23 protein-coding genes are annotated in these 24,950 nt (G+C 33.8%); 20 read left to right on the forward strand and 3 right to left on the reverse strand.

Features of this window, described 5'->3' with window-relative positions; genetic code table 11:
• Positions 1–483 precede the first annotated feature (483 nt).
• The 9 genes from hemA to hemJ are packed head-to-tail and all read left to right on the forward strand — an operon-like array spanning position 484 to position 9,473.
• Positions 484–1,713 carry a glutamyl-tRNA reductase gene (hemA, locus tag GJJ64_RS13535; protein WP_154288313.1) on the forward strand — a complete coding sequence of 410 codons (1,230 nt, stop codon included), beginning with the start codon at positions 484–486 and terminating at the stop codon, positions 1,711–1,713.
• 58 nt (positions 1,714–1,771) lie between these two features.
• Positions 1,772–3,361 (forward strand): hydroxymethylbilane synthase, encoded by a 1,590-nt coding sequence (gene hemC, locus GJJ64_RS13540; protein WP_154288314.1) that lies wholly within the window; start codon positions 1,772–1,774, stop codon positions 3,359–3,361.
• Between the two features lie 13 nt (positions 3,362–3,374).
• Complete coding sequence (gene hemB / locus GJJ64_RS13545; protein WP_195759297.1) at positions 3,375–4,346, forward strand: porphobilinogen synthase; 972 nt, start codon at positions 3,375–3,377, stop codon at positions 4,344–4,346.
• Positions 4,347–4,374: 28 nt separating this feature from the next.
• A complete protein-coding gene (hemL, locus tag GJJ64_RS13550; protein ID WP_154288316.1) occupies positions 4,375–5,751 on the forward strand; it encodes a glutamate-1-semialdehyde 2,1-aminomutase in 1,377 nt (458 codons plus the stop codon).
• A 1-nt stretch (position 5,752) separates the two neighbouring features.
• Positions 5,753–6,616, forward strand: a complete 864-nt coding sequence (locus tag GJJ64_RS13555; protein ID WP_154288317.1) for a sensor histidine kinase — start codon at positions 5,753–5,755, stop codon at positions 6,614–6,616.
• Between the two features lie 12 nt (positions 6,617–6,628).
• On the forward strand, positions 6,629–7,330 hold the full coding sequence (locus GJJ64_RS13560; protein ID WP_026904638.1) for a response regulator transcription factor: 702 nt from the start codon (positions 6,629–6,631) through the stop codon (positions 7,328–7,330).
• 5 nt (positions 7,331–7,335) lie between these two features.
• Positions 7,336–7,851: a tetratricopeptide repeat protein gene (locus GJJ64_RS13565; protein WP_154288318.1), complete on the forward strand. Its 516-nt coding sequence runs from the start codon at positions 7,336–7,338 to the stop codon at positions 7,849–7,851.
• Positions 7,848–8,885 carry a uroporphyrinogen decarboxylase gene (gene hemE, locus GJJ64_RS13570; protein WP_154288319.1) on the forward strand — a complete coding sequence of 346 codons (1,038 nt, stop codon included), beginning with the start codon at positions 7,848–7,850 and terminating at the stop codon, positions 8,883–8,885. Before GJJ64_RS13565 ends, hemE begins: the two co-directional genes overlap by 4 nt.
• 48 nt (positions 8,886–8,933) lie before the next feature.
• Positions 8,934–9,473 (forward strand): protoporphyrinogen oxidase HemJ, encoded by a 540-nt coding sequence (gene hemJ, locus GJJ64_RS13575; protein ID WP_154288320.1) that lies wholly within the window; start codon positions 8,934–8,936, stop codon positions 9,471–9,473.
• Positions 9,474–9,510: 37 nt separating this feature from the next.
• Here hemJ and GJJ64_RS13580 read toward each other — a convergent pair whose 3' ends face one another.
• The gene (locus tag GJJ64_RS13580) at positions 9,511–9,705 is read right to left on the reverse strand and encodes a hypothetical protein (RefSeq protein ID WP_154288321.1); all 195 of its coding nucleotides are present in this window, start codon (positions 9,703–9,705) and stop codon (positions 9,511–9,513) included.
• 80 nt (positions 9,706–9,785) lie between these two features.
• Positions 9,786–10,370, reverse strand: coding sequence for an RNA polymerase sigma factor (locus GJJ64_RS13585; RefSeq protein ID WP_154288322.1), 585 nt, complete (start codon positions 10,368–10,370; stop codon positions 9,786–9,788).
• A 314-nt stretch (positions 10,371–10,684) separates the two neighbouring features.
• On the opposite strand from GJJ64_RS13585, the gene uvrA reads away from it, so the two are divergent.
• From uvrA to cysN, 9 genes are all read left to right on the forward strand, one after another.
• Positions 10,685–13,477 carry an excinuclease ABC subunit UvrA gene (gene uvrA, locus GJJ64_RS13590; protein ID WP_154288323.1) on the forward strand — a complete coding sequence of 931 codons (2,793 nt, stop codon included), beginning with the start codon at positions 10,685–10,687 and terminating at the stop codon, positions 13,475–13,477.
• Positions 13,478–13,596: 119 nt separating this feature from the next.
• Positions 13,597–14,766, forward strand: a complete 1,170-nt coding sequence (locus GJJ64_RS13595) for a trans-sulfuration enzyme family protein (RefSeq protein WP_154288324.1) — start codon at positions 13,597–13,599, stop codon at positions 14,764–14,766.
• 172 nt (positions 14,767–14,938) lie between these two features.
• Positions 14,939–15,355 (forward strand): OsmC family protein, encoded by a 417-nt coding sequence (locus tag GJJ64_RS13600; RefSeq protein WP_154288325.1) that lies wholly within the window; start codon positions 14,939–14,941, stop codon positions 15,353–15,355.
• A 1-nt stretch (position 15,356) separates the two neighbouring features.
• A complete protein-coding gene (locus GJJ64_RS13605) occupies positions 15,357–15,788 on the forward strand; it encodes an RrF2 family transcriptional regulator (RefSeq protein WP_039447813.1) in 432 nt (143 codons plus the stop codon).
• Between the two features lie 218 nt (positions 15,789–16,006).
• On the forward strand, positions 16,007–18,112 hold the full coding sequence (locus tag GJJ64_RS13610) for a HEPN domain-containing protein (RefSeq protein WP_154288326.1): 2,106 nt from the start codon (positions 16,007–16,009) through the stop codon (positions 18,110–18,112).
• An 18-nt stretch (positions 18,113–18,130) separates the two neighbouring features.
• Complete coding sequence (locus GJJ64_RS13615; RefSeq protein ID WP_154288327.1) at positions 18,131–19,645, forward strand: TSUP family transporter; 1,515 nt, start codon at positions 18,131–18,133, stop codon at positions 19,643–19,645.
• 44 nt (positions 19,646–19,689) lie between these two features.
• Complete coding sequence (locus tag GJJ64_RS13620) at positions 19,690–20,400, forward strand: phosphoadenylyl-sulfate reductase (protein WP_154288328.1); 711 nt, start codon at positions 19,690–19,692, stop codon at positions 20,398–20,400.
• 79 nt (positions 20,401–20,479) lie between these two features.
• The gene (cysD, locus tag GJJ64_RS13625) at positions 20,480–21,370 is read left to right on the forward strand and encodes a sulfate adenylyltransferase subunit CysD (RefSeq protein ID WP_154288329.1); all 891 of its coding nucleotides are present in this window, start codon (positions 20,480–20,482) and stop codon (positions 21,368–21,370) included.
• On the forward strand, positions 21,370–22,617 hold the full coding sequence (cysN, locus tag GJJ64_RS13630) for a sulfate adenylyltransferase subunit CysN (RefSeq protein WP_154288330.1): 1,248 nt from the start codon (positions 21,370–21,372) through the stop codon (positions 22,615–22,617). Before cysD ends, cysN begins: the two co-directional genes overlap by 1 nt.
• Before the next feature lie 53 nt (positions 22,618–22,670).
• Here cysN and GJJ64_RS13635 read toward each other — a convergent pair whose 3' ends face one another.
• Positions 22,671–23,609, reverse strand: coding sequence for a DMT family transporter (locus tag GJJ64_RS13635; protein ID WP_154288331.1), 939 nt, complete (start codon positions 23,607–23,609; stop codon positions 22,671–22,673).
• A gap of 94 nt (positions 23,610–23,703) precedes the next feature.
• Between GJJ64_RS13635 and GJJ64_RS13640 the strand changes: the two genes are divergently transcribed.
• Together GJJ64_RS13640 and GJJ64_RS13645 are read left to right on the forward strand one after the other, a co-directional pair.
• Positions 23,704–24,318 carry a LysE family transporter gene (locus GJJ64_RS13640; protein ID WP_154288332.1) on the forward strand — a complete coding sequence of 205 codons (615 nt, stop codon included), beginning with the start codon at positions 23,704–23,706 and terminating at the stop codon, positions 24,316–24,318.
• Positions 24,319–24,398: 80 nt separating this feature from the next.
• On the forward strand, positions 24,399–24,932 hold the full coding sequence (locus GJJ64_RS13645; RefSeq protein ID WP_026904451.1) for a YceI family protein: 534 nt from the start codon (positions 24,399–24,401) through the stop codon (positions 24,930–24,932).
• The last annotated feature ends 18 nt before the right edge of the window (positions 24,933–24,950 follow it).

Genomic DNA, 24,950 nt, shown 5'->3' on the forward strand with positions numbered 1-24,950 from the left:
GTTAAGCCCATCAGAGCCAATGGTACTGCAGTAAAATGTGGGAGAGTAGGTCGATGCCGACTTTTATTAAATAAATAAACATAAAGCTCTTGATAGAAATATCAAGAGCTTTTGTGTTTGTATAGGCTATGCTTACGATACCGTATTATACTATACTACCCCATGCTAAGGGTATACATAAATCTAAGCAACCATCCTAAATATATCACCCTTAAAGCTTCAATCTTCCGAAAGCTGTGAAGTGTTTACTGTTCATGAAACTTGATTATAATAATATCAAGGCTCTTAATAAGATTAGCTGTGTAATATCCTTATCAATAGGAATAAGAGAACTCGCTTTTACTGTGTAAAGTATATGGTTATAAAGACTATCAATTACAATGGCTGTTATTTAAATCCTTTCTAAATAAATGCAATTGACAAATGATTGACATAGGTGTAACTTAGCTATTTTACATTTGTACAGTTCAAAAAATATCATCATTGAAGTATCTTAAAGTTATAGCATTTACGCATAAGCAGATTGAGCTTGATAAGTTGGGATGTTTAGTATTATGTAATGATGCTATTGATTCTGTGCTTAATTTAGTTCGTGAGAAGTTTAATATTGCCGAAATATTCTATTTAGGTACTTGCAATAGAGTAGAATTTATTTTTACGGCTGAACATGATATCACTAAAGATTTCGTGAAACGCTTCTTAGATTTATTCCATAATGGGCGAATGTCCAATCAGGATTTGGATTTAATAGTTGATAATTGCTGTATTTATGAACAAGAGGATGCTCTTAATCATTTAATGAGAGTTTCTAGTTCTTTAGAGAGTTTAGTGGTAGGAGAAAAGGAGATTTTAGCTCAAGTTAGAAAAGCTTATGAGTCGTGTAAAGAAAAAGGATTTACAGGAGACTTTCTAAGGTTAATCATGAACAGAGTGGTTAAAACTGCTAAAGAAGTCTATACGTATACCAATATTTCTAAAAATCCAATATCAGTTGTTTCTTTAGCTTACAGAAAACTAAGAGAGCTTAAGATTAATCCTAATAGTAGAATTTTAATCATAGGGGCTGGGGAAACTAACCAAAACCTAGCTAAATATCTCAAAAAACATAAATATCAAAACTTTTCGATTTTTAATAGGACTTTAAGTAAGGCTCAATCTTTAGCTTTGGAATTAGGTGGCGTTGCTTATAGTTTGAATGATCTAGAAAGTTATTCCTTTGGTTTTGACGTTATTATAACTTGTACAGGTGCTACAGAGCCAATTATCACAAAAGACTTGTATATTAAACTACTTAATGGTGATACATCTAAGAAAATCATTGTTGATTTAGCTATTCCTAATGATACTCATCAAGATGTAATCTCTGATTTTAAACTTGAGTATATTGATGTTAAGACTTTGCAAGATATTGCGGATAAGAATCTTAAAGAGCGTTACCAAGAATTAATAAATGGTGAAGCTATTATTGAAAAAAATATAAAAGAGTTTAGACCTATTTTAAAGCAGCGTAGGATTGAGCTTGCCATGAAAGAGGTTCCTGAGAAAATTAAAGAAATTAAAACTAAGGCTTTAAATTCTGTTTTTGCAGAAGAAGTAAATTCATTAGACCCTAGTTCTAGAGAGGTTCTTGAAAAAGTTATGGCTTATATGGAAAAGAAATATATTAGCGTTCCTATGGTTATGGCTAAGGATATCTTAGTTAACAATGCTTAGTTAATAATCTACTTAAAGTACCTCCAAAAGTTTTATTTTTACTCATATTTTAAGTCAATTGAACAGAACAGTTATTATAGGAACAAGAGGTAGTGATCTTGCGCTATGGCAGGCAAACCACGTAGCGGCCAAACTTAATAAGATAGGAATAAGTACTGAAATTAAAATCATTAAAACTCAAGGTGATAATATTTTAAACTTAAGACTAGATAAATTAGAAGGGAAAGGTTTTTTTACTAAAGAATTAGAAGAACACCTACTAGCTGGAACAATTGATTTAGCTGTTCACTCTCATAAGGATTTACCTACGGAGAATCCTCCAGGATTAAAAATAGCCGCTGTTTCTGAACGAGAAGATCCATCTGAAATCATATTAATCCTAAAGGATTGTGTGGATTTATCGAAAAAGCTATCAATAAAACATAATGGTATTGTAGGCACATCATCTAATAGAAGGCAGTCTCAGTTATTAGCGGTTAGACCTGATTTAGAGATTGAGGATTTAAGAGGTAATGTTAATACAAGAATTCAAAAGTTAAGAGATGAGAATTATGATGCTATTATTCTGGCTAAAGCTGGTATTAGCAGATTAAATTTGGATTTATCTGAATTTTATATTGAAGAAATTGAGCCAACTTCTGAGCTTGTACCTGCGCCAGCACAAGGGGTATTAGCCATTCAAATTAGAGATAACGATGATGAACTTCATGAGGTGTTACAGCAAATAAATGATACTGATGTAGCAACTTGTATTGCTGTAGAGAGAAAAGTTCTGAATTTATTTAACGGAGGCTGTCATATGCCCTTGGGATGTTATTGTGAAAAGGAGGATGGGATGTTTAAAGTATGGACAACTAAAGCAGATACAGGTGATGAATTACCAGACAGACTCTATTTAGAATCATCCACTACAGAGAACTTGGCGCAAAGAATTGTCGCTAAATTTGACTTAGAAAAAAGAAGGTTAGCAAGAACAGTTTTTATATCAAGAGAATTATCTGAACATAGCTATTTCTATAGAGCTTTAATAAAACATGGTATTGAGATTGAAGCTCGTTCTTTAATTAAAACAGTACCTACTATTCATAAGTTAGATTCTTATATTTTTAGAAATGTAGATTGGATTTTCTTTAGTAGCAAGAACGGTATAGAGTATTTTTTTAAATTAAATCCTGTATTGCCAAAAGATGTGAAATTTGGTGTAGTAGGGAGAGGATCAGAAGATGCCTTAAGACAATTAGGGAAAGTGCCCTCTTTTGTTGGAGAAAGTAGTGATATTACAGAAGTAGCCGAGGAATTTGCCACTATAGCGAATAGAACGCATATTTTATTTCCATCGGCTAAAGATTCTTTAAAGACAATTCAAAAAGCTTTATCGCAAGAAACACAAATCACTGATTTAACCATTTATGAAACTATTTTGGTTGATGATGTTGCTCAAAGTTTTGCAGATGTATTGGTATTTACAAGCCCTTCAAATGTTGAGGCTTATTTTGTAGACAACTTATTGGAACCAGGGCAGCAAATTGTTGCTATAGGGGCTTCTACAGGTAAGAAGTTTGAAGAGATGAATGTTCCATATATATTGCCATCATCGCCAGATGAAATTGGTTTAGCTGAGGCAGTTTTTGGTATAGATATAAAATAAAATTATTATGATGATGCTTAGCAGACCAAGAAGAAACAGAAAATCTGAAGTGATTAGAAATATGGTTCAAGAGAACTTTCTTAGAGCTTCTGATTTTATTTTTCCGCTGTTTATTATTGATGGTAAAAATCAAAAAACAGAAGTTTCTTCTATGCCTGGCATTTATAGGTATTCAATTGATTTACTGTTGAAGGAAGTAGAGGCTTGTCTTAAATTAGGACTAAAGTCTTTTGATTTATTTCCGAATTTAGAAGAGTCATTAAAAGATAAAACTGCGACAGAGAGTTTAAATAAAAATGGATTATACCTTAAAGCTATTAAAGAGGTAAAATCTAATTTTCCAGAAGCTTGCATTGTTACAGATGTAGCCATGGATCCATATAGTTCTGACGGGCATGATGGATTAGTAAAAAATGGCGAAATTGTAAACGATGAAACACTTGAAATATTAGCTAAAATGGCTATTGCACAGGCAGAAGTTGGTGCAGATATTGTTGCTCCTTCTGATATGATGGATGGTAGAGTAGGCTATATCAGAGAAGCGTTAGATGCAGCAGGTTTTACCAATGTTTCTATTATGTCTTACACAGCAAAATATGCAAGCGCATTTTACGGACCTTTTAGAGATGCTTTAGACTCTGCCCCGCGTTTTGGTGATAAAAAAACTTATCAGATGAATCCGGCCAATCAAAGAGAAGCTTTAATTGAAGGGATGTTAGATAGCCAAGAAGGAGCTGATTTTTTAATGGTTAAACCAGCTTTAGCTTATTTGGATGTCATTAAATTAATGAAAGATAATTTTGATTTACCTATTGCGGCATATAACGTAAGTGGAGAATATGCCATGATAAAAGCAGCAGCGCAAAATGGTTGGTTAGATGAAAAAAGAGCAACTGTAGAAACCTTAATGGGAATAAAAAGAGCAGGAGCGGATGTTATTTTAACTTATCATGCTAAAGAAGTTTTAGCTAATAACTGGATTTAAATAAAGATTTACCCATAACAATAAGAAGATGTTCGATTCGATAAAAAAGATTTTTAGTAGCGGTGAGGAAGAAACTACATCCTTAACTTCTGGTGCAAAACCAGATATATCAAGAGAAAAGTCTGCTCAATTATATGAAAAAGCTAAAACCTTTTTTCCTGGTGGAGTAAATTCGCCCGTACGAGCTTTCAAATCAGTTTATGGAACACCTCTTTTTATAGAAAAAGGTGATGGTTGTTATCTATGGGATGCAGATGGAAATCAGTTTATTGACTTTTGCTGCTCATGGGGACCATTAATTTTAGGTCATAATCCTGCTAAAGTAAGAGAAAAGGTTATTGAAGTAATGGCTAACGGAATGTCTTTTGGTGCTCCAACAGCCTTAGAAAATGAACTAGCAGAGCTTATTATATCAAATAATAGATATATAGAAAAGATAAGATTTACGAGTTCTGGCACAGAAGCCGTAATGTCTGCTATTCGTTTAGCAAGAGGTACTACTAAGAGAGATAAAATTATAAAATTTGAAGGTTGTTATCATGGCCATTCAGATTCTCTTCTAGTGAAAGCGGGTTCTGGTTTGGTAACTTTCGGAGAAACATCTTCTGCTGGTATACCTAAATCTTTTGCTAATGAAACTATTGTGGTTTCACTTAATGATAAAGAAGCTCTAAAAAAGGCTTTTGAAGATTTTAAGGAACAAATTGCGGCAGTTATTATAGAGCCAGTTCCAGCTAATAATGGTTTACTTTTACAAGACAAAGATTTTCTACAATTTGTAAGAGATATTTGTAATGAAAATTGCGCTTTATTAATATTTGATGAAGTAATTTCTGGCTTTAGAGTAGGTTTTGAAGGTGCAGCAGGATATTATGATATACAGCCAGACATAGTTACTTACGGTAAAATTATTGGCGGTGGCTTACCTGTAGGTGCTTATGCGTCTTCATCGTCAATTATGTCTAATATATCTCCGGAAGGAGGGGTTTATCAAGCAGGTACATTATCTGGTAACCCGGTTGCTATGGCTGCTGGTATTGCTCAATTAACCGAACTGAGTAAATCTGGTTTTTATAAAGAATTAAACAATAAAACTCAAGAGTTTACAGAGTCTATACAACGTTACGCTACTGCAAAAAACTACAAATTTAAAGTATTTACTATAGGTTCTATTTTTTGGTTTGCCTTCACCGATAAAGATAAAATCCAAACGGCAGAAGAAATAGACCCGGCTAGTATGGAGAAGTTTAAGGTGATGCATAAAGAATTACTTAATAGAGGAGTTTATTTCGGACCCTCAGGTTACGAGGTAGGCTTTATATCGGTAGCACATAGTAAGTTAGATTTAGAGAAGGCAAAAAGACAAATTTTTGAAACTTTAGACATCGTATTCAGAAGCAGATAACATGAAACCGCTAACCATATTTTACGTTTTAGTTTTCTACGTAATTGCACAATTATTTTGGTGGGCAACTTTACTCATTGAGTTGGAGCCTATAAGAAGAGGTATGGTAATTGGCGAAGGTATTGTTTTTGTTTCTTTGATGAGTTTTGGAGCTTATAAATTGCATAAAGCTATTAACAGAGAAAAGAAAATGAATGCCCAGCAAAAGAATTTCTTACTTTCTGTAACTCATGAGTTGAAATCGCCTTTGGCATCTATTAAATTGTATCTACAAACTATTCAGAAAAGAGATTTAGATCAAGAAACTCAAAAGAATTTTATCGGAAAGTCACTTTTAGACATAGAAAGGCTAGATGATTTAGTAGAAAATATGTTGTTAGCCTCAAAAATTGAAAATAATTCATACAGTTTTCCTAAAGAGCAACTTAATCTATCAGAGTTAATAGAGAAAATTGTAGCCAGATTACAGATACACGTTTGCAATAAAGAAGCCTTAATTACACAAATAGAACCTAATATTTTTATTACTGGTGATAAGTTTGCTATGGCTTCTGTAGTTACTAATTTAATTGAAAATGCAGTAAAATATTCACCAGAATGTGTGCCTATCCACGTAAGTTTAGAGCGTAAAAGTAATGGTAAAGTATGCTTTAAAGTTGCCGATTTAGGTATGGGTATACCAGATGCAGAAAAGCCTAAGATATTTGATAAGTTTTACAGAGTAGGCAGCGAGAATACACGTAAAACTAAAGGCACAGGTTTGGGTTTATTTATTGTTAAACAAGTGCTAGAAAATCATCAAGCACTTATTAAAGTAAAGAATAATACACCAAGTGGAACTGTATTTGAAGTTTCTTTTGGATAAAAAATTACAATTATGGTAAATAAACAAAGAATTTTATTGATGGAAGATGAAGAACATCTTCTTGAAGCCATCAAACTAAACCTGGAAATGGAAGGCTTTTTTGTAAGAGCTGTTACCGACGGGAAAAAAGCTTTAAAAGTATTTAAAGAAGAAAAATTTAACCTTATCATTTTAGATGTTATGGTGCCAGAAATAGATGGTTTTCAGGTTGCTGAAACCATTAGACTAGAAAATAGCGAGGTGCCTATCATGTTCTTAACTGCTAAAAATACTTCTGAAGATAGAGTTACAGGACTTAAAAAAGGTGCTGATGATTATCTAACCAAACCTTTCAATTTAGAAGAGCTTATTTTAAGAGTAAATAATCTCATCAAAAGAAGTATGAAGGGTGATGATTTAAAGGAAATCAACTCTTATAAAATAGGAGATAAAACTATTTATTTCAATTCTTTTGAGTTAAAGCATGAAAACGGAACTATTACTCCATTAACCAAAAAGGAAACCATGCTTTTAAAGTTGTTGATAGAACGTAAGAATGAGGCAGTTTCTCGTGAGCAAATCTTAGAAACGGTTTGGAATTACGATGTTTATCCATCAACAAGAACTATAGATAATTTTATCCTTACGTTCAGAAAATATTTTGAACCAGATCAAAAAAATCCAATTTATTTCCACTCTATCAGAGGCGTTGGTTATAAATTTACTGATGCTTAAGCAATATGTTTAGTAATAAGGCTAGGTGGTTAGTTGGTTTCTTGCTTTTAATTGTGGCCATGTTGGCTATAACTTTAAAGGTTTACGAAATTGCAGCATTAAGCTTTTTATTTGTTGGCTTAGTTATTTGGGGTTATTTTAAAGAAGGACCTATTATTTTAGCAGCTAAACAGTTTAAAAATAAAGATTACGAAGCAGCTAAAAATCTACTTTTAAGTATTGCTAAGCCGCAATATCTGAGTAAAAAGAGAAAACCTTATTACGAGTACTTATTAGGCTGTATAGCTGTACACCAAATGGATTATCAAACTGCTGAGAAACATTTAGAGAAAGCAGCTTTTTCAGGTCTTAAAGTCCAAGATTTAGGTACAGCTATCATGCATTTAGCCAATATCAATCTTAGGAATAAGCAAAAAGACAAAGGTTTATTATGGATAGCAGAGGCAAAAAAGATACCTTTGCCTGCTAGACAACAAAGCATATTAAAAAATTTAGAAAAAGAGTTACATCAAATTAAATGAAGGATTCGTTATTTATTAAAGCAGCTTTATCTCAGCAAACAGAACGCCCACCAGTTTGGATGATGCGTCAGGCAGGTAGATTTATGCCGGAATACTGGGAGATTAAAAACAAATATTCTTTTCTGGAAATGTGCAAAACACCAGAAATTGCTGCTGATGTAACCATGTTACCAGTCGATTTATTAGGGATTGATGCTGCTATTTTGTTTTCAGACATTCTGGTTACAGGAGAAGCAATGGGCGGAGATTTAAGTTTTGAGCAAGGCGTTGGGCCTAAGTTTGCCAATCCGGTAAGAACGGCTCAAGATATCGATGCCTTAGATGTTGATGTTACGCATCGTTTACAATATGTTGCTGATGCAATTAAAGTTATACAGCAAAGGTTAAGCGCTTTGGGCGATAAGCAGATTCCTTTAATTGGGTTCGCTGGGGCACCTTTTACCGTGATGAGCTATTTGGTTGAAGGCGGTTCTTCTAAAGATTTTAAATTAACAAAGCTGATGATTAATAATCATCCAGAATTGGCGCATAAGCTTTTAAGTAAAATTGCAACAGTAACTGCTGATTATTTAAATCTGCAAATAGCAGCTGGCGTTAACGCAGTTCAAATATTTGATAGTTGGGCTTTGGCATTAAGCTGGGATGATTATACTGAGTTTTCTCATCGTTATATCAATGAAATTATTAGTAAACTAAATAGGAAAGATATTCCTGTAATTTCTTTTTGTAAAGGAAGTTCTGTTTTTGCGCCACTTATGGCAGAAGCTAAACCAGATGTTGTTTCTATTGATTGGAATGTTGATTTGAGAGATATTAAACAACGTTTACCACAAGGAATGGCAGTTCAAGGAAATCTTGATCCATTTATTCTCTATGCAGATAAAAAGGTCATCAAAGAAAAAATCCATAGACTTTTTGAACGTATGCGTGGCGAAAAAGGCTTTATATTTAATTTAGGACACGGTATTATGCCTGATATTCCTTTTGATAATGTAAAATATGCTATAGAAGTAGTAAAAGAGTTTAGATATTAAAGCTACTAATCTAGATTCTATTCAGGCAAAATTTAATTAAGAAATAAAATGTATCCCTACGTCTTATCAATACATATCATATTTGTTGTTAGTTGGATGGCAGGGCTTTTTTATATCGTTAGGTTGTTTATTTACCATACAGAAGCTAATGATAGGCCTGTTGTAGAACGTGATATTTTACAAAAGCAATTCCAAGTTATGGAAGCTAAGCTTTGGAATATTATTACTACGCCAGCTATGTTATTAAGTGTTTTGGCTGGTTTAACTATGCTACATTTAAATCCGGGTTTATTACAAACCGGCTGGATGCAAGTTAAGATAGCTTTTGTTGTAGGTTTGCTTATTTATCATTTTTTATGCGGTAGAATCATCAAACAGCTAAAAAATGGCGTTTTTAAAATGACAAGTACCCAATTAAGGTTATGGAATGAACTAGCAACTATATTTTTGGTAGCTATAGTTTTTACGGTGGTTTTAAAAAGTGCTGTAGATTGGCTCTACGGGTTAATAGGTCTAATTATTTTTAGTGCAGTCATCATGTCGGCGGTTAAGGTTTACAAGTATTACCGCCTAAAAAATAAAGTATAATAAAAAAGCCTCTTTAATTTTTAAAGAGGCTTTTTTGTTATAACGATTTGGAGTATTTTAAAATCCTGTTTATACTTTCTTCTGATGGGTTTTTAATCAGTTTGTTTAAAGCAGGTTTTAACTGTTCATAAAACAAATGTTCTTCTTTAGTAAGATTTTTCATAGCAGTTTCCTCCTCGTTATTTTGTTCGTGAAACAATTCAGAGTTTTGTTGTGTAAAAGTTTCTATCATAAGCTTTAACTGTTAAAATTTGTTAAAATATAAGATAGAAACGTTTAGCTGCTGCTATTATTTTACAGATAAATAAAAAATCAATTTTTTAATGATAATTCTTTTTCTGTAATCATTTTGCGCAAATTATTTAGCGCATAACGCATTCTTCCTAAAGCTGTATTTATGCTTACTTGAGTTAAATCTGCAATTTCTTTGAAAGATAAATCGCCATAATGTCTCATAATTAACACCTCTTTTTGTTCAGATGGTAATAAATGAATCAGTTGTTTTAAGTCTTGATGGGTTTGCTCTTTTACCATTTTGTCTTCTGCACTTTCATCATAAATACCTAAAACATCAAAAATGTCAAAGCCATCGGTATTGGTAATAACTGGCGATCTTTTTTGTTTCCTAAAATAATCTATAACCAAGTTGTGGCCTATTCTTAATACCCATGGTAAAAATTTGCCTTCTTCGTTATATCTACCTTGTTTTAGGGTTTTAATAACTTTGATAAAAGTATCTTGAAAAATATCTTCAGCTAAATATTCATCTTTTACTAATAAATAAATGGATGTATATATTCTAGATTTGTGCCTGGTAATTAATTCTGTTAGAGCAGCTTCTTTACCCTTTATGTAAAGATGTACCAGTTCTTGGTCTGATTTGGTTTGATAGCTCATAATTCCTCCTAGTTAATTCTTCCTTGTGTTAGTTCTAATTAAGTAAGAGTTTTCTCTATAAGCTAAAAATTTGAGTTGTTAAATTTATTATTACCAAATGAAATAATAATTTTATAAAAATCAAAATGTAAACATCAAGTTTTTTATAAGATATAGTATTTTAATCAATTGGAATAAAAAATGAAAAAGTTAATTAAAATCCTAATACGTTAGCTTTTATTAATTTGCTACATCTTTGCAAGATATATTAAAAATAAGTCAAAATACTTAATAAAGTGCAAAACAATTTTTAGAAGCCCTACTTTTGTAAAAGGATGATAGAAGATAAAAACTCGGTAAAAAATATAATTATAAAAGGGGCAAGGGTTCATAACCTAAAAAATCTGGATGTAGCTATACCAAAAAATAAACTTGTAGTAGTTACGGGTATGTCTGGCTCGGGGAAATCATCTTTGGCTTTTGATACACTTTATGCTGAAGGTCAAAGAAGATATGTAGAAAGTTTATCTTCTTATGCAAGGCAGTTTCTAGGTCGGATGAATAAACCTGATGTAGATTACATCAAAGGTATCGCTCCTGCAATTGCTATTGAGCAAAAAGTTATTACCTCTAACCCTAGGTCTACCGTTGGTACATCAACAGAAATTTACGATTATTTAAAGCTGCTTTTTAGTAGAATAGGAAAAACTATTTCTCCGGTTTCTGGTGCTGTTGTTAAAAAAGACTCGGTTACTGATGTTGTAAATTACATATCAGCCTTACCTGAAGAGTCTACAGTTACTATTTTATGTCCTTTACATCCGCACAATAACAGAACTTTAAAAGAAGAGTTAGCTGTATTGTTGCAGAAAGGCTTCGCCAGAGTTGTTTTTAAGGGCGAGATAAAAAAGGTTGAAGCTATTTTAGAAGATACTAGCATTAAGAACGAATATTTAGCCGATGAGCATGCAATCTTAATCCTGATAGATAGGGTAGTAACCAATCAAGAAGATGAAACTTTAAGTAGAATTGCAGACTCTGTACAAACTGCTTTTTTTGAAGGTAAAGGAGATTGTTTTGTTGATTATAACGATGATAGAAAGCATTTTACTGATAGGTTTGAGTTAGACGGGATAAAGTTTGAAGAGCCAAGCCCAAATTTCTTTAGTTTTAATAATCCTTATGGAGCATGCCCTAAATGCGAAGGTTATGGAAAAGTAATCGGTATTGATGAAGATTTGGTTATCCCAGATAAATCAAAATCTATTTATGATGGTGCTATAGCTCCTTGGCGAGGTGAAAAGATGCGAGAGTGGTTAGATAAGCTCATCAAAAATGCATCTAAATTTGATTTTCCTATTCACAGACCTGTTAGTCAGTTAACCGTTGCAGAGCGTAAATTGCTTTGGAAAGGAAATAAATACTTTGAAGGTTTAGATGAATTTTTTAAATACTTAGAAGAACAAACTTATAAAATTCAATATCGGGTAATGCTATCACGTTATCGTGGTAAAACCAACTGCCCAGATTGTTTGGGTACACGTTTACGTCCAGATGCTGCTTATGTTAAAGTTAATGGCTTTTCTATTACAGATTTGGTTTTAATGCCTTTAGAAAAACTTCTGGAGTTTTTTAAACATATCGAATTAGATGAGCAGCAGCAGAAAATCTCTAAAAGATTGTTATTAGAAATTACTAATAGAGTAGTTTTTTTAAACGAGGTTGGTTTAGGATATTTAACTTTAAATCGTTTATCCAACACCTTATCCGGTGGCGAGTCGCAAAGAATTAATTTAGCAACATCTCTTGGCAGTTCTTTGGTAGGCTCTGTTTATGTTTTAGATGAGCCAAGTATAGGCTTACACCCAAGGGACACTAACAGACTGATAGGTGTTTTAAAATCTTTACGAGATGTTGGTAATACCGTTTTGGTGGTAGAGCATGAGGAAGAAATTATGCAAGCCGCAGATCATATCATTGATATTGGCCCCGAAGCAGGTACACAAGGGGGAAATTTAATTTTCGAAGGCTCTTACCAACAGATTCTTAAAGATGAGAAGAGTTTAACCGGTAAATACCTGAGTGGAAGAGAAGCAATTGCTATTCCTAAAAATAGAAGAAAGCCAGTAGATTTTATAGAAATAAAAGGAGCAAGAGAAAATAATCTTCAAAATATCAATGTAAAATTTCCGCTTAATGTATTAACTGCTGTTACAGGAGTATCGGGTTCGGGTAAAACATCTTTGGTAAAAAGAGTTTTATTTCCTGCTTTACAAAAAGTTTTAGGTAATTATTCTGGTGAGCAAACCGGTTTGTATGATGGTATAGATGGGGCTTATGATTTATTAAATCAGGTTGAGTTGGTAGATCAAAATCCAATAGGGCGTTCGTCTCGTTCAAATCCTGTTACTTATGTTAAGGCTTGGGATGAGATAAGAGCTTTATACGCAGCACAACCTGCGGCTAAAGCAGCCGGATTAAAACCAGCGGCCTTCTCTTTTAACGTTGAGGGCGGTAGGTGTGATGTTTGCCAAGGCGAAGGCGAGGTGAAAATAGAGATGCAATTTATGGCAGATATATTCTTGCCATGTGAAGCTTGCGGAGGAAAACGTTTTAAACAACACGTTTTAGATGTTACTTATAAAGATAAAACGGTATCAGAGGTTTTAGACTTGACCATTGATGAAGCTTTGGTATTCTTTGAATCTGAGCAAAAAATCATCAATAAAATAAAACCTTTGGCAGATGTTGGTTTGGGTTATGTACACTTAGGACAATCATCAAATACGCTATCTGGAGGCGAGGCACAAAGGATAAAATTGGCATCTTTTCTTATAAAAGGTAATAATAGTCACAAAAATTTATTCATTTTTGACGAGCCAACCACAGGTTTGCATTTTCATGATATTAAAAAATTGCTAAAATCTTTTGAAGCATTAATAGAGCAAGGCAATACTATTATTGTGATAGAGCATAATATGGATGTTATAAAATGTGCAGATTGGATAATAGATATTGGCCCAGAAGGTGGCGATAAAGGTGGTAACCTAGTTTTTGAAGGCACACCAGAACAGCTCATCAAAGAACAAAAATCATATACTGGGGAATATTTGAGAGAGAGGTTTTAGATGAAGACAGAGGTTTGATGACCGAAGTCCGAAGTTTGGAAGGCTAACTAAAACTGGCAATGGTCAACTGACAACGAGAAACTGATAACTGTCAACTAAAAACTGACAACTGAATAAAGATGAAAGAAGAATCAAAATTAATAAGAACACAAACAACAAGATCACAAAATAGAGAACACTCTGTGCCTTTATACCTAACATCAAGTTTTATATTTGATGATGCTGAGCAAGGTAGAGCTATTTTTGCTGATGAAATACAAGGTAATATTTACTCAAGATACTCTAATCCAAATACAACGGAGTTTATTGAAAAAGTATGTGCTTTAGAAGGAGCAGAGGCAGGTTTGGCTTTTTCTTCTGGTATGGCGGCTGTATTTGCATCATTTGCAGGCTTATTAAAAAGTGGCGATCATGTAGTGGCTTTCCGTTCTATTTTTGGTTCTACCCATCAGCTTTTAACAACTTTGTTTCCTAGATGGGGCATTACCTCAACTTATGTTGATGCTGCAAATCCAGAAGGCTTAGAGGCAGCCATACAAGAAAATACCAAGATGATTTTCTTAGAAACGCCATCAAACCCAGGTCTTGAGCTGGTTGATTTAGAGTGGCTTTGTAAAATCAAAGAAAAGTATCCAAACATTATTATCAATGTAGATAATTGCTTTGCAACTCCATATCTACAAAAACCTATCGCTTACGGCGTTGATATTGTGAGTCACTCGGCCACAAAATATATGGACGGACAAGGACGTGTTTTAGGTGGTATTGTTGCCGGAAGAGCAGATTTAATTAAAGAGATGATGTTCTTCATTAGGCATACAGGCCCGGCTATGTCTGCATTTAACGCTTGGCTATTATCTAAAAGCTTAGAGACTTTACCTGTAAGAATGGATAGGCATTGTAGCAATGCTTTGAAAGTAGCAGAAGCTTTAGAGGCTAGTACAGAAGTTGAAGTAGTTAGATATCCGCATTTACCATCACACCCACAGTATGATTTGGCAAAAAGACAAATGAAACAAGGCGGTGGAATTGTAACTTTTGTTATAAAAGGTGGTTTTGAAAGAGCTAAGCGTTTCTTAGATGCTTTAGAAATGGTTTTAATTTCTTCAAATTTAGGGGATTCAAGAACCATCGCAACACATCCGGCATCTACTACACATTCTAAATTATCAGAAGAAGAGCGTAAGCAGATTGGTATTTTTCCAGGTAGTATCAGAATTTCTGTAGGTTTAGAAAATATTGATGATATTGTGGAGGATATTTCTAGAGCTTTAGAGGTTAGTAAGTAAGTTTATTAGTAGAGATAGTTCAATAGTGAATAGTTAGATTCAAGTTTATTTGAGTAATATGAGATGATAAGTTTTGTTTAATGATTTTTAGAAAATTTTATCTTAAGATAAGCAAGTCTCAATACACATTTCTCAATACTCAAATCTAAAATCAATACTCATATCAAAAAAAATGAAAGTAGAATTAAATAGAGTTAACGATGCAGTACATTTTGAAGCTGCAAGTAGTTTTAGTGATATTAAAGTACATATAGACGGTTCTCCGGAAATTGGTGGTGAAGGTTTAGGCGCAAGACCTATGGAGCTAGTTTTAATGGCGTTAGCGTCTTGCAGTTCTTTAGATCTAATATCAATACTAAAAAAACAAAGACAAGTTATAGAAGATTTAAAAGTGGTAGTAGAAGCCCAAAGAAAAGATGCTATACCAGCAGTTTTCACTTCTATACATATGATTTTTAAATTTAAAGGTAACTTAGATTTGCAAAAGGTAGAAAAGGCAGCAGAATTGGCTGTGAAAAAATACTGCTCTGTACATGATATGCTTGCAGCTGGTGGTGTTGATATTACCTATGCTATAGAAATAAATTAAAATGTTATCCAAGAAAACCAAATACGCTATTAGAGCACTTATTGCTTTAGGAGAACGCTACCAGAAAGAATCTGTTAATATTTCTTTTATTGCAGAAACAGAGAAAATTCCTAAGAAATTTCTCGAACAAATTTTGCTAGAGTTGCGTAACGCTGGATTTTTATACAGTAAAAAAGGTGCTGGCGGTGGTTATTCTTTATTAAAAGATCCTCAAGAGATAAATCTTGTGCAAGTAATGCGCTTGACAGGGGGGCCAATAGCTCAATTACCTTGCGTAAGCTTAAATTTTTATCAACGTTGCGATGAGTGTAAAGAGGAAAGCACTTGCGGTATCAGAGATACTTTTAAAGATGTAAGAGACGCAACTTTAAAAATTTTATCTGAGACTACCATCGCAGATTTAATTGCTAAGGAGAAAAGATTAGCTGGCTAAGCTAATTTTTTTCAAAAAATGTCTACTAATTCTGTATACTTTATATATATTTGCAGGAGTCAAAATTAGTTTGATGATTTACAGTTGAATTTTGCCTGCAAAAAATAAATAGTTGAGGTGGGTACAGGAGAGCAAGCACATCAAAATATTATTTCTAGTGTGTTAATTGAAAACCTCTTCTGATTTGTTTCAGGGAGGTTTTTTTATATAAAAATATTATGCAAAGCTTTAGAACAGAACTTGAAAATCCTTTAGTAGAAAAAGAAATTATAGATCTTGAACAAAAGATTAGAGCTTTTCGTGAAGGAAAAATTCATGATGAAAAATTTAGAAGTCTTAGGTTGGCAAGAGGCGTTTACGGCCAAAGACAGCCTGGCGTTCAAATGGTTCGTATTAAATTGCCTTTTGGTAAAGTTACTTTTAAGCAAATTTTAAAAATTGCAGATATTTCTGATGAGTATGCATCAAAAAATCTGCATTTTACTACCCGTCAAGATATTCAAATTCATTATGTAAGTTTAGATAGAACGCCAGAATTATGGGCAAAACTTGCAGAAGATGATATTACTTTAAGAGAAGCTTGCGGTAACACGGTAAGGAATGTTACAGCATCGCCAACTTCAGGAATAGATCCTAAAGAACCATTTGATGTTTCTCCTTATGCACAGGCATATTTTGAGTATTTTTTAAGAAATCCTATCTGCCAAGAAATGGGTAGAAAAATTAAGATTTCTTTTTCTTCAAGTGATGATGATACTGCTTTTTCTTTTATTCACGATTTAGGTTTTATCCCTAAAGTAAAAATAGAGAACGGCCAAGAAGTAAGAGGTTTTAAAGTTTTATTAGGTGGTGGTTTGGGTGCACAACCTTCTCTAGCTCATGTAGTAAGCGAGTTTATGCATGAAGACGATATTATTCCTTTTGGGGAAGCGGTACTTCGTGTTTTTGACAGACATGGCGAGCGTAATAATAGAAATAAAGCTCGTATGAAGTTCCTAGTTAATAAAATCGGTATAGACGAGGTTTTAAAATTAGTTGAAGAAGAAAAAACCGCTATAAAAGTTAAAACTTTTAAAATTAATAGAGATACCGTTAAAGCTCCGGTTTTACCATTAAAAGTTACTGAGCAAGTAACCGTTATAGATGAAGTAGAATACCAAAAATGGTTGGCTACTAATACCTTCGAGCAAAAGCAAAAAGGCTTTTTTGGGGCTTATATCAAAGTAAGTACCGGTGATATGCCTACTGCGCAAGCAAGGTTATTGATTGATGGTATCAAGAATTTAGTTGCTGATGAGATTAGAATTACCATTAACCAAGGTTTACTTTTAAAATATGTGCCAGCAGAAAATTTACCTGCTTTATATAATGTTTTAAAATCATTAAATCTGGTTGCATTAGGTTTTGATAGCGTTTCCGATGTAACTACCTGCCCAGGTACAGATACTTGTAATTTGGGTATTTCTAATAGTACCGAGTTAAGCCGTATTCTAGAATCAGTAATTTATGAAGAATATCCAGATTTGATTTACGATAGAGATATCAAAATTAAAATTAGTGGATGTATGAATAGCTGCGGTCAGCATGGTTTAGCACATATTGGTTTCCACGGAAGTTCTTTAAAAGCCAATGGTAAAGTTTTACCAGCGGTACAAGTACTTTTAGGTGGTGGTATTGTTGGCGATGGTTTAGGCAGAGCAGCAGATAAGGTTTTAAAAGTTCCATCTAAAAGAGCGCCACAGGTTTTAAGAAATGTATTGGATGATTTCCATACAAATGCATCAGAAAATCAAACATTTCATGCTTATTACGATGAAAAAGGTAAAGATTATTTCTACCAATTATTAAAACCGTTGGCAGATAGTACTTTATTTACAGATAGTGATTTTGTTGATTGGGGGCATGAAGAAACTTTCCAAACAGCTATCGGTGTGGGAGAATGTGCCGGGGTTGTGATAGACTTAGTAGCTACTTTAATATTTGAAGCTGAAGAGAAATTTAGCTGGGCAGTAGAAGCTTTTGAAAAACAAGCTTGGTCTGATGCTATTTACTATTCTTATAGCGTATTTGTTAGCGGTGCTAAAGCATTATTGTTAGATTTGGGAGTGAATAGCAGTACACAATCTGGTATCATTAAAGAATTTACAGAGCGTTTTGAAGGTCAGTTTGTAGATGGGTCTTTTAGTGATTTAGTTTTGCAAATCAATAAAAATGAGCCTACAGCAGATTTCGCAGAGTCTTACCTTGCACAAGCTAATGATTTTCTTGAGAAGGTTAAAAGTTACAGAAATCAGCCAGAGTTAGAGAAATCTGCAAACGCATAATAGCTTACCAACAGAAAAATGAATCAAACATTAGCTCAAGATAGTGAAAAAGAAAAAGCTGGAAATCAGCTTTTTCCTATTTTCTTAAAGCTGCAAAACTTCAATACCTTATTGGTAGGTGGTGGTAATGTGGGTTTAGAAAAGCTTGAAGCTATGTTAAACAATAGTCCTGATGCAAATATTACCGTAGTTGCAGATAGGTATTTAGACGAAGTTTTTACCTTGTTAGAGAAACATCCGCAAGTAAAAACTATTCATCGTCAATTTCAAGTATCAGATTTAGAAGGCAAGGAGCTGGTGATATTAGCTACTGATAATTACGAGCTTCATCAACAAATACAGCAATTATGTAAGGTAAACGGCATATTGGTTAATGTTGCTGATACTCCGCATCTATGTGATTTTTATCTAGGCTCAATCGTAAAAAAAGGAAATCTTAAAATTGCTATTTCTACCAACGGTAAATCGCCAACGGTAGCTAAAAGGCTAAAACAGGTTTTAAACGAAAGCTTGCCAGATGAGTTAGATCAAACTCTAGATAACATCAACAAAATAAGAAATACCTTAACAGGAGATTTCGCTTATAAAGTTAAAAAGCTAAATGAAGTTACCGCTAGTTTGGTTGATGAACAGCCTAAACAGAAAATTTCTCCTAAAGCTTTAGGTTGGATTATCTGGATAACTGTTCTGGCCTTTGCAGGGATCACATTTTTTGCCCTTTGGAATCAAGACCCGGCTTTTAAGAATTACTTGCTTACCGTTAATCCATACTTTTATTATTTTTTAATAGCTGGTTTTATTTTCGCTATGGTTGATGGCGCTATTGGAATGTCATACGGCGTAACATCAACAACTTTTTCGCTGTCTATGGGTATTCCTCCAGCATCAGCTAGTACGGCGGTGCACATCTCAGAAATATTAAGCAATGGTATAGCTGGTTGGATGCATTTTAAAATGGGCAATGTTAATAAGAAGCTTTTTAAAATGTTGGTTATCCCTGGAATTATTGGTGCTGTTACAGGCGCATACTTATTATCATCATTAGAACATTATAGTCATTATACAAAGCCTTTAATCTCTATTTATACTTTTGTTTTAGGGGTAATTATCATCAGAAAAGCTATTATAGCCAACAGAAGAAAGAACGAGCCTGCAAAGAAAAAAATTACAAAAGTAGCTCCTCTAGGTTTTACAGGTGGTTTTGTAGATGCTGTTGGCGGCGGTGGTTGGGGTACCATTGTTTTATCAACCCTTATTGCTGGCGGCAGACATGCCCGTTATTCTTTAGGCTCAGTAAAACTGAGTAGATTTTTTGTGGCTTTAATGAGCTCCTTAACCTTTGTTACCATGTTGAATGATTTGCATTGGTACGCCGTAAGCGGTTTAGTTTTAGGAAGCGCCATAGCATCGCCCATAGCCGCTAAAGTATCAAATAAAATATCAGCTAAAACTATCATGTTTGCAGTAGGTATTATTGTGATTTTAGCCAGTAGCAAAAATATCATAGGTTTTATCATGAAATTTTTAGCATAGGGTTTTATAAAGTTTAAGAATTGTATTTTTGCCGAAATTTTAAAATGAATAAAGCAGAAGAAATAAAAGAAATTATAAAAGGTCTTAGTCCTGAAGAGGTTTTAGCAGTTTTAGCAAAAAGCTACGAGGGAGAGATTGTTTTTTCAACAAGTTTTGGTTGGGAAGACCAAGTAATTTCACACATAATTTTTACTAAAGACCTACCCGTAAAGGTATTTACTTTAGAAACAGGTAGATTGTTTCCAGAAACTTATTATGTATGGAATAGAACTTTAGAAACCTATCAGAAGCCTATTCATACCTATTTTCCTGATGCTACTTTGTTACAAGAGTTTGTATCAGCCAAAGGTCCAAATAGTTTCTACGAATCGGTAGAAAACAGAAAAAGCTGCTGCGGTATAAGAAAAGTAGAACCTTTAAATAGAGCTTTAAAAGACCAGAAAATTTGGATTACAGGTATCAGAGCAGATCAATCTGCCAACCGTGAAGATATGGATTGGGTAGAGTGGGATGAAGCACATCAATTGGTAAAAGTACATCCAATTTTTCATTGGACTTTAGATGATGTTAAAAAGTATGTTGCTACAAACAACATCCCATATAACCCTTTACATGACAAAGGTTTCCCTAGCATAGGTTGTGCCCCATGTACCAGAGCTGTAAGAGAAGGAGAAGATTTTAGAGCAGGAAGATGGTGGTGGGAAGACCAAAGCAAAAAAGAATGCGGGTTGCATGATTTAGAAGCGAAAAGCTAAAGGGGAAAAGCCCAAAGTAAAAAATATAAAATTTATAAGAAGCTTTTAGCCTTAGGCTTTCAGCTTTCAGCATTAAAATATGGATTATTTAGATCAGTTAGAGGCAGAAGCAATTGCAATTTTAAGAGAAGTTGCAGGGCAATTTGAGAAGCCTGCACTTTTATTCTCGGGAGGTAAAGATTCTATTACCCTTGTGAAATTAGCAGAAAAGGCATTTCGTCCAGGAAAATTTCCTTTTCCTTTGGTACATATTGATACAGGCCATAATTTTCCTGAGACTATTGAATTTAGAGATAAGTTAGTAGAAAAGCTTGGAGAAAAACTTATTGTAGGTTACGTTCAAGATTCTATAGACCAAGGCAAAGTAATAGAGCAAACAGGTAAAAACGCTAGTAGAAATGCTTTACAAACGGTTACACTTCTAGATACCATTTTAGAAGGTAAGTTTGATGCTTGTATTGGTGGGGCTAGAAGAGACGAAGAAAAAGCAAGAGCTAAAGAGAGAATTTTTTCTGTTCGTGATGAGTTTGGCCAATGGGATCCAAAACGCCAACGTCCAGAGCTTTGGAATATCTACAACGGAAAAATCCATAAAGGAGAAAATGTTAGGGTATTTCCAATTAGTAACTGGACAGAACTTGACGTTTGGAATTATATTAAGCGTGAGAATATAGAATTACCTTCTGTTTATTTTGCTCATGAACGTGACGTGATTATGCGTAATGGGCAATGGATGGCAGCTTCAGAATATCTAAATATGGATGAAGAAGATATCATCACTAGAAAAAAAGTAAGATTTAGAACCGTTGGTGATATGACTTGTACCGCAGCTGTAGAGTCTGATAAAGACCAAATAGATGATATTATTTTAGAGATTTCGCAATCTAAAATAAGTGAGCGTGGTGCTAGAATGGATGATAAAGTTTCAGAAGCGGCTATGGAAGACCGTAAAAAAGGAGGATATTTCTAATGGATATTTTAAAGTTTTTAACAGCAGGAAGTGTTGATGATGGTAAAAGTACCTTAATTGGTAGAATGCTGTACGATACAGAATCTATTTTACAAGATCAATTAGAAGCTATCCAAAACTCTAGTCGTAAAAACGATGATGGTTCTATAGATTTAGCCATTTTAACCGATGGTTTAAAAGCAGAACGTGAACAAGGTATTACAATTGATGTTGCTTATAAATATTTCCAAACAGAGAAACGTAAGTTCATCATTGCTGATACACCTGGTCATATCCAGTACACCAGAAATATGGTTACAGGTGCTTCTAATGCAGATTTAGCTATTATCTTGATAGATGCCCGTAAGGGTGTTATAGAACAAACCATTCGTCATTCTTATTTAGTTTCGCTACTTGCTTTAGAGCATGTGGTAGTTTGCGTAAATAAAATGGATATGGTTGATTATAGCGAAGAAGTTTTCGAGAAAATACATGCAGATTACCATTCTTTAGCTATCAAGCTAAATTTACATGAGGTTACTTTTATTCCTGTAAGTGCGTTAAAAGGAGATAACATCGTAAATAACTCTTTAAACATGCCTTGGTATAAAGGTAAAAGCTTGTTAGACCATTTAGAAACGGTACCTGTTAGAGAAATGGATGCGCTTTTGCCAGCCCGCTTCCCTGTACAATGGGTAATTAGGCCACAAACAGAAGAGCTTCATGATTATAGAGGTTATGCTGGCCGTGTGGCAAGTGGTGCCTTTAAAGTAGGAGATACGATAAAAGTATTACCTTCTGGAATGAAATCAAAAATTGCTAAAATAGAAACTTTTGATGGCGAGCATGCTATTGCAGAGGAAGGAAAATCTATCACTATGCATTTAGAAGATGAGATAGATATCAGTAGAGGAGATATGATTTCTGAGGCCGAAAGACAGCCTATCGTTTCTAATTTAATTGAGGCTGATATCTGCTGGATGGATACTCGTGAATTAGATACATCAGCTACATATTTTATTCAGCATAATAGTAAACTTACGCGATGCAAAATTCAAGAGATACTATATAAAGTAAATATCAATACACTAGAAAAAGTAAATGCAGATGCTTTTGGATTGAATGACATTGGTAGGGTAGAAATTAAAACAGCTGATGAACTAGCTTTTGATCCTTATGAAACAAATAAAAGAAACGGTGGTGCCATTATTATTGATAGCAGAACCAATGTAACTGTTGGTGCTTTAATGCTAAGAGCCGCACTTTAAGATATAATTTATGATGGTAAAAGCTGTTGCAGAAATGTAGCAGCTTTTTTTATTTAATGGCTTTTAGCCGATGAGATTTTGGTATAATATAACATACCTACGGTTATCAATATCATTCCTATAATACTTAATGCTGATGGAGCTTTGCCATTTAAGAATAAAAGTTCTAGCATTAAGGTAATACCAATCTCGGCAGATTGTGTTGCTTCTACCGCACCCAAAATAGAAGTATTGCTACCGGCCATTTCTGTAGCTTTAAAAAATAAAATAGTAGCAATTACACCAGACGATAAAGCAATTACACCAGATTGTACAACCTCTGCTGATGATGGTGCACCACTCCTAAAATAAGCTATAGCGGCAACTATTATCCATAAGGGCATAGATCCTAAAGTCATCCCGGCAACACGTTGTATAGCATTTAATTTAATATGCTCTTCTTCTTGAAATAGTAAAATCATCCTATTACCTAAAGGAAACATAAAGGCAGAAAATATTACCAATAAAGCTCCAATTATGATATGAAGCAAGGAAGATGATTTAACTTCTCCAATCTGAGAAATAATTACACCTAATAAGATGATACAGGTAGCAATAAAGGCCTTTTTAGGGATGATTTTTCGCTCGTCTTTGTAGATAAAAGGCGAAAGAAGTAAACCTGCAATAATAGTAGTTTGAAAAGTACCTGCAACCAACCATGCTGGGCTAAAAGATGCCGCAGCGGTTAAGGCTATATAAAAAAGTCCGAAACCTACACTACCCCATAATAACCAAGGTAAGGGATTATTAAAAACTGCTTTAAATAAGATTTTACCTCCTTTACTTAATAAAGCTACCATCAAAATAATGGGTAAGGTAATGATGTATCTTAAACATGCCGACCATAAAAAATCTCCTCCGGCACTAGCCATACTTTTATTTAAAATATAAGTGGCACTAAAAAATAGTGCAGATAGTAAACCAAATAGAATTGCTTTTAAAGGATTAGACATGTGATAATTTTTTGCAAAAGTATTATTTTAACTCAAAGAAAAAACGTCTCCTTTGTTAGAGTTAATATGAAATAAGCCATATATATTTGCAGCCATGTTTTTACTCACCTTTATAGTTGCTGTAGTTGTAAATTTTGTAGGTTATTTGCCTTTCGGCAATATTAACCTTACGGCTGTTCAAATGTCTGTGAATAAAGGCATGAAACAAGCATTGGTATTTATACTCACCTTCTCTATTTTTGAGGCCTGTTTTACTTATGTATTGATGCGCTTTGCAGAGTGGTTTGCTACTAAAAAAGATATGATGCATTGGTTAGATTGGGTATTAATAGCTGTTTTTATCATTTTAGGGGTAAACAGCTGGCGTACAGCAAAAAAAGAATTAAAACCTGATACTAATCACAGAAAAAGAGACAGCATCAAAACTGGTATCATTTTAGGGATATTTAATCCTATGCAAATACCTTTTTGGATGATTGGTGGGACTTATCTTATTTCTCATGAATGGATTACTACAGAAGGGTTTGGACTAGAAATTTTTGCAGTAGGTGCGGCAATAGGGGCTTTTTCTGCCTTGTATTTATTTGCCAGATTTGCCCAATACATTCAAAATAAGTTTGCTTTAAGCCATCAAATCATCAATAAAAGCGTAGCTTGTATATTTTTTGCTCTAGCCATTATTCACGTTGTGAAGCTTAGTTTTTTTTAATAAATCTGATAGATAAAACAATTATTGTTTTTATATGTTTAAACACGTATATTAGATTGTAAATTAAAAATAAAAGGCATATGTCAAACATCGGAAAATGGGTTGTAGACCCTATGCACTCAGAAGTGCAATTTAAAGTGAAACATTTGGTAATTTCTACCGTAACAGGAACTTTTAAAGTATTCGATGGTAGTTTAACAACAGAAAGCGAAGATTTTACGAATGCATCTATAGATTTTTCTTTGGATGTTACCAGCATAGACACTAACCAAACAGATAGAGATAACCACTTAAAATCTGCTGATTTTTTTGATGCAGAGAAATTCCCGGTAATGAAATTTATCTCAACCGCTTTTACTAAAAGCGGAGATGATTATAAATTGGAAGGTCATTTAACTATTAAAGATGTAACTAAACCAGTTACGCTTGATGTTGAATTTGGTGGTACAGCAACAGATTTCTATAATCAAGAAAAAGCAGGTTTTGAGGTTACAGGTAAAATAAGTCGTACTGCATTTGGCTTAACTTGGAATGGCGTAACCGAGGCAGGTAAAATTGTTGTGGGCGATGAAATTAAATTGGCTATTAACGTACAATTTACAAAACAAGCATAATTTAGAACACACACTAAC

Origin of the sequence: Pedobacter puniceum (assembly GCF_009674685.1) — a bacterium.
GTDB lineage: Bacteria > Bacteroidota > Bacteroidia > Sphingobacteriales > Sphingobacteriaceae > Pseudopedobacter > Pseudopedobacter puniceum.

Excerpts from the sequence above, each read along its gene's own strand:
- hemB (WP_195759297.1), top strand. The coding sequence starts at position 3,375 with ATGCTTAGCAGACCAAGAAGAAACAGAAAATCTGAAGTGATTAGAAAT.
- hemL (WP_154288316.1), top strand. The coding sequence starts at position 4,375 with ATGTTCGATTCGATAAAAAAGATTTTTAGTAGCGGTGAGGAAGAAACT.
- GJJ64_RS13555 (WP_154288317.1), top strand. The coding sequence starts at position 5,753 with ATGAAACCGCTAACCATATTTTACGTTTTAGTTTTCTACGTAATTGCA.
- GJJ64_RS13560 (WP_026904638.1), top strand. The coding sequence starts at position 6,629 with ATGGTAAATAAACAAAGAATTTTATTGATGGAAGATGAAGAACATCTT.
- GJJ64_RS13565 (WP_154288318.1), top strand. The coding sequence starts at position 7,336 with ATGTTTAGTAATAAGGCTAGGTGGTTAGTTGGTTTCTTGCTTTTAATT.
- hemE (WP_154288319.1), top strand. The coding sequence starts at position 7,848 with ATGAAGGATTCGTTATTTATTAAAGCAGCTTTATCTCAGCAAACAGAA.
- hemJ (WP_154288320.1), top strand. The coding sequence starts at position 8,934 with ATGTATCCCTACGTCTTATCAATACATATCATATTTGTTGTTAGTTGG.
- GJJ64_RS13580 (WP_154288321.1), bottom strand. The coding sequence starts at position 9,705 with ATGATAGAAACTTTTACACAACAAAACTCTGAATTGTTTCACGAACAA.
- GJJ64_RS13585 (WP_154288322.1), bottom strand. The coding sequence starts at position 10,370 with ATGAGCTATCAAACCAAATCAGACCAAGAACTGGTACATCTTTACATA.
- uvrA (WP_154288323.1), top strand. The coding sequence starts at position 10,685 with ATGATAGAAGATAAAAACTCGGTAAAAAATATAATTATAAAAGGGGCA.
- GJJ64_RS13595 (WP_154288324.1), top strand. The coding sequence starts at position 13,597 with ATGAAAGAAGAATCAAAATTAATAAGAACACAAACAACAAGATCACAA.
- GJJ64_RS13600 (WP_154288325.1), top strand. The coding sequence starts at position 14,939 with ATGAAAGTAGAATTAAATAGAGTTAACGATGCAGTACATTTTGAAGCT.
- GJJ64_RS13605 (WP_039447813.1), top strand. The coding sequence starts at position 15,357 with ATGTTATCCAAGAAAACCAAATACGCTATTAGAGCACTTATTGCTTTA.
- GJJ64_RS13610 (WP_154288326.1), top strand. The coding sequence starts at position 16,007 with ATGCAAAGCTTTAGAACAGAACTTGAAAATCCTTTAGTAGAAAAAGAA.
- GJJ64_RS13615 (WP_154288327.1), top strand. The coding sequence starts at position 18,131 with ATGAATCAAACATTAGCTCAAGATAGTGAAAAAGAAAAAGCTGGAAAT.
- GJJ64_RS13620 (WP_154288328.1), top strand. The coding sequence starts at position 19,690 with ATGAATAAAGCAGAAGAAATAAAAGAAATTATAAAAGGTCTTAGTCCT.
- cysD (WP_154288329.1), top strand. The coding sequence starts at position 20,480 with ATGGATTATTTAGATCAGTTAGAGGCAGAAGCAATTGCAATTTTAAGA.
- cysN (WP_154288330.1), top strand. The coding sequence starts at position 21,370 with ATGGATATTTTAAAGTTTTTAACAGCAGGAAGTGTTGATGATGGTAAA.
- GJJ64_RS13635 (WP_154288331.1), bottom strand. The coding sequence starts at position 23,609 with ATGTCTAATCCTTTAAAAGCAATTCTATTTGGTTTACTATCTGCACTA.
- GJJ64_RS13640 (WP_154288332.1), top strand. The coding sequence starts at position 23,704 with ATGTTTTTACTCACCTTTATAGTTGCTGTAGTTGTAAATTTTGTAGGT.
- GJJ64_RS13645 (WP_026904451.1), top strand. The coding sequence starts at position 24,399 with ATGTCAAACATCGGAAAATGGGTTGTAGACCCTATGCACTCAGAAGTG.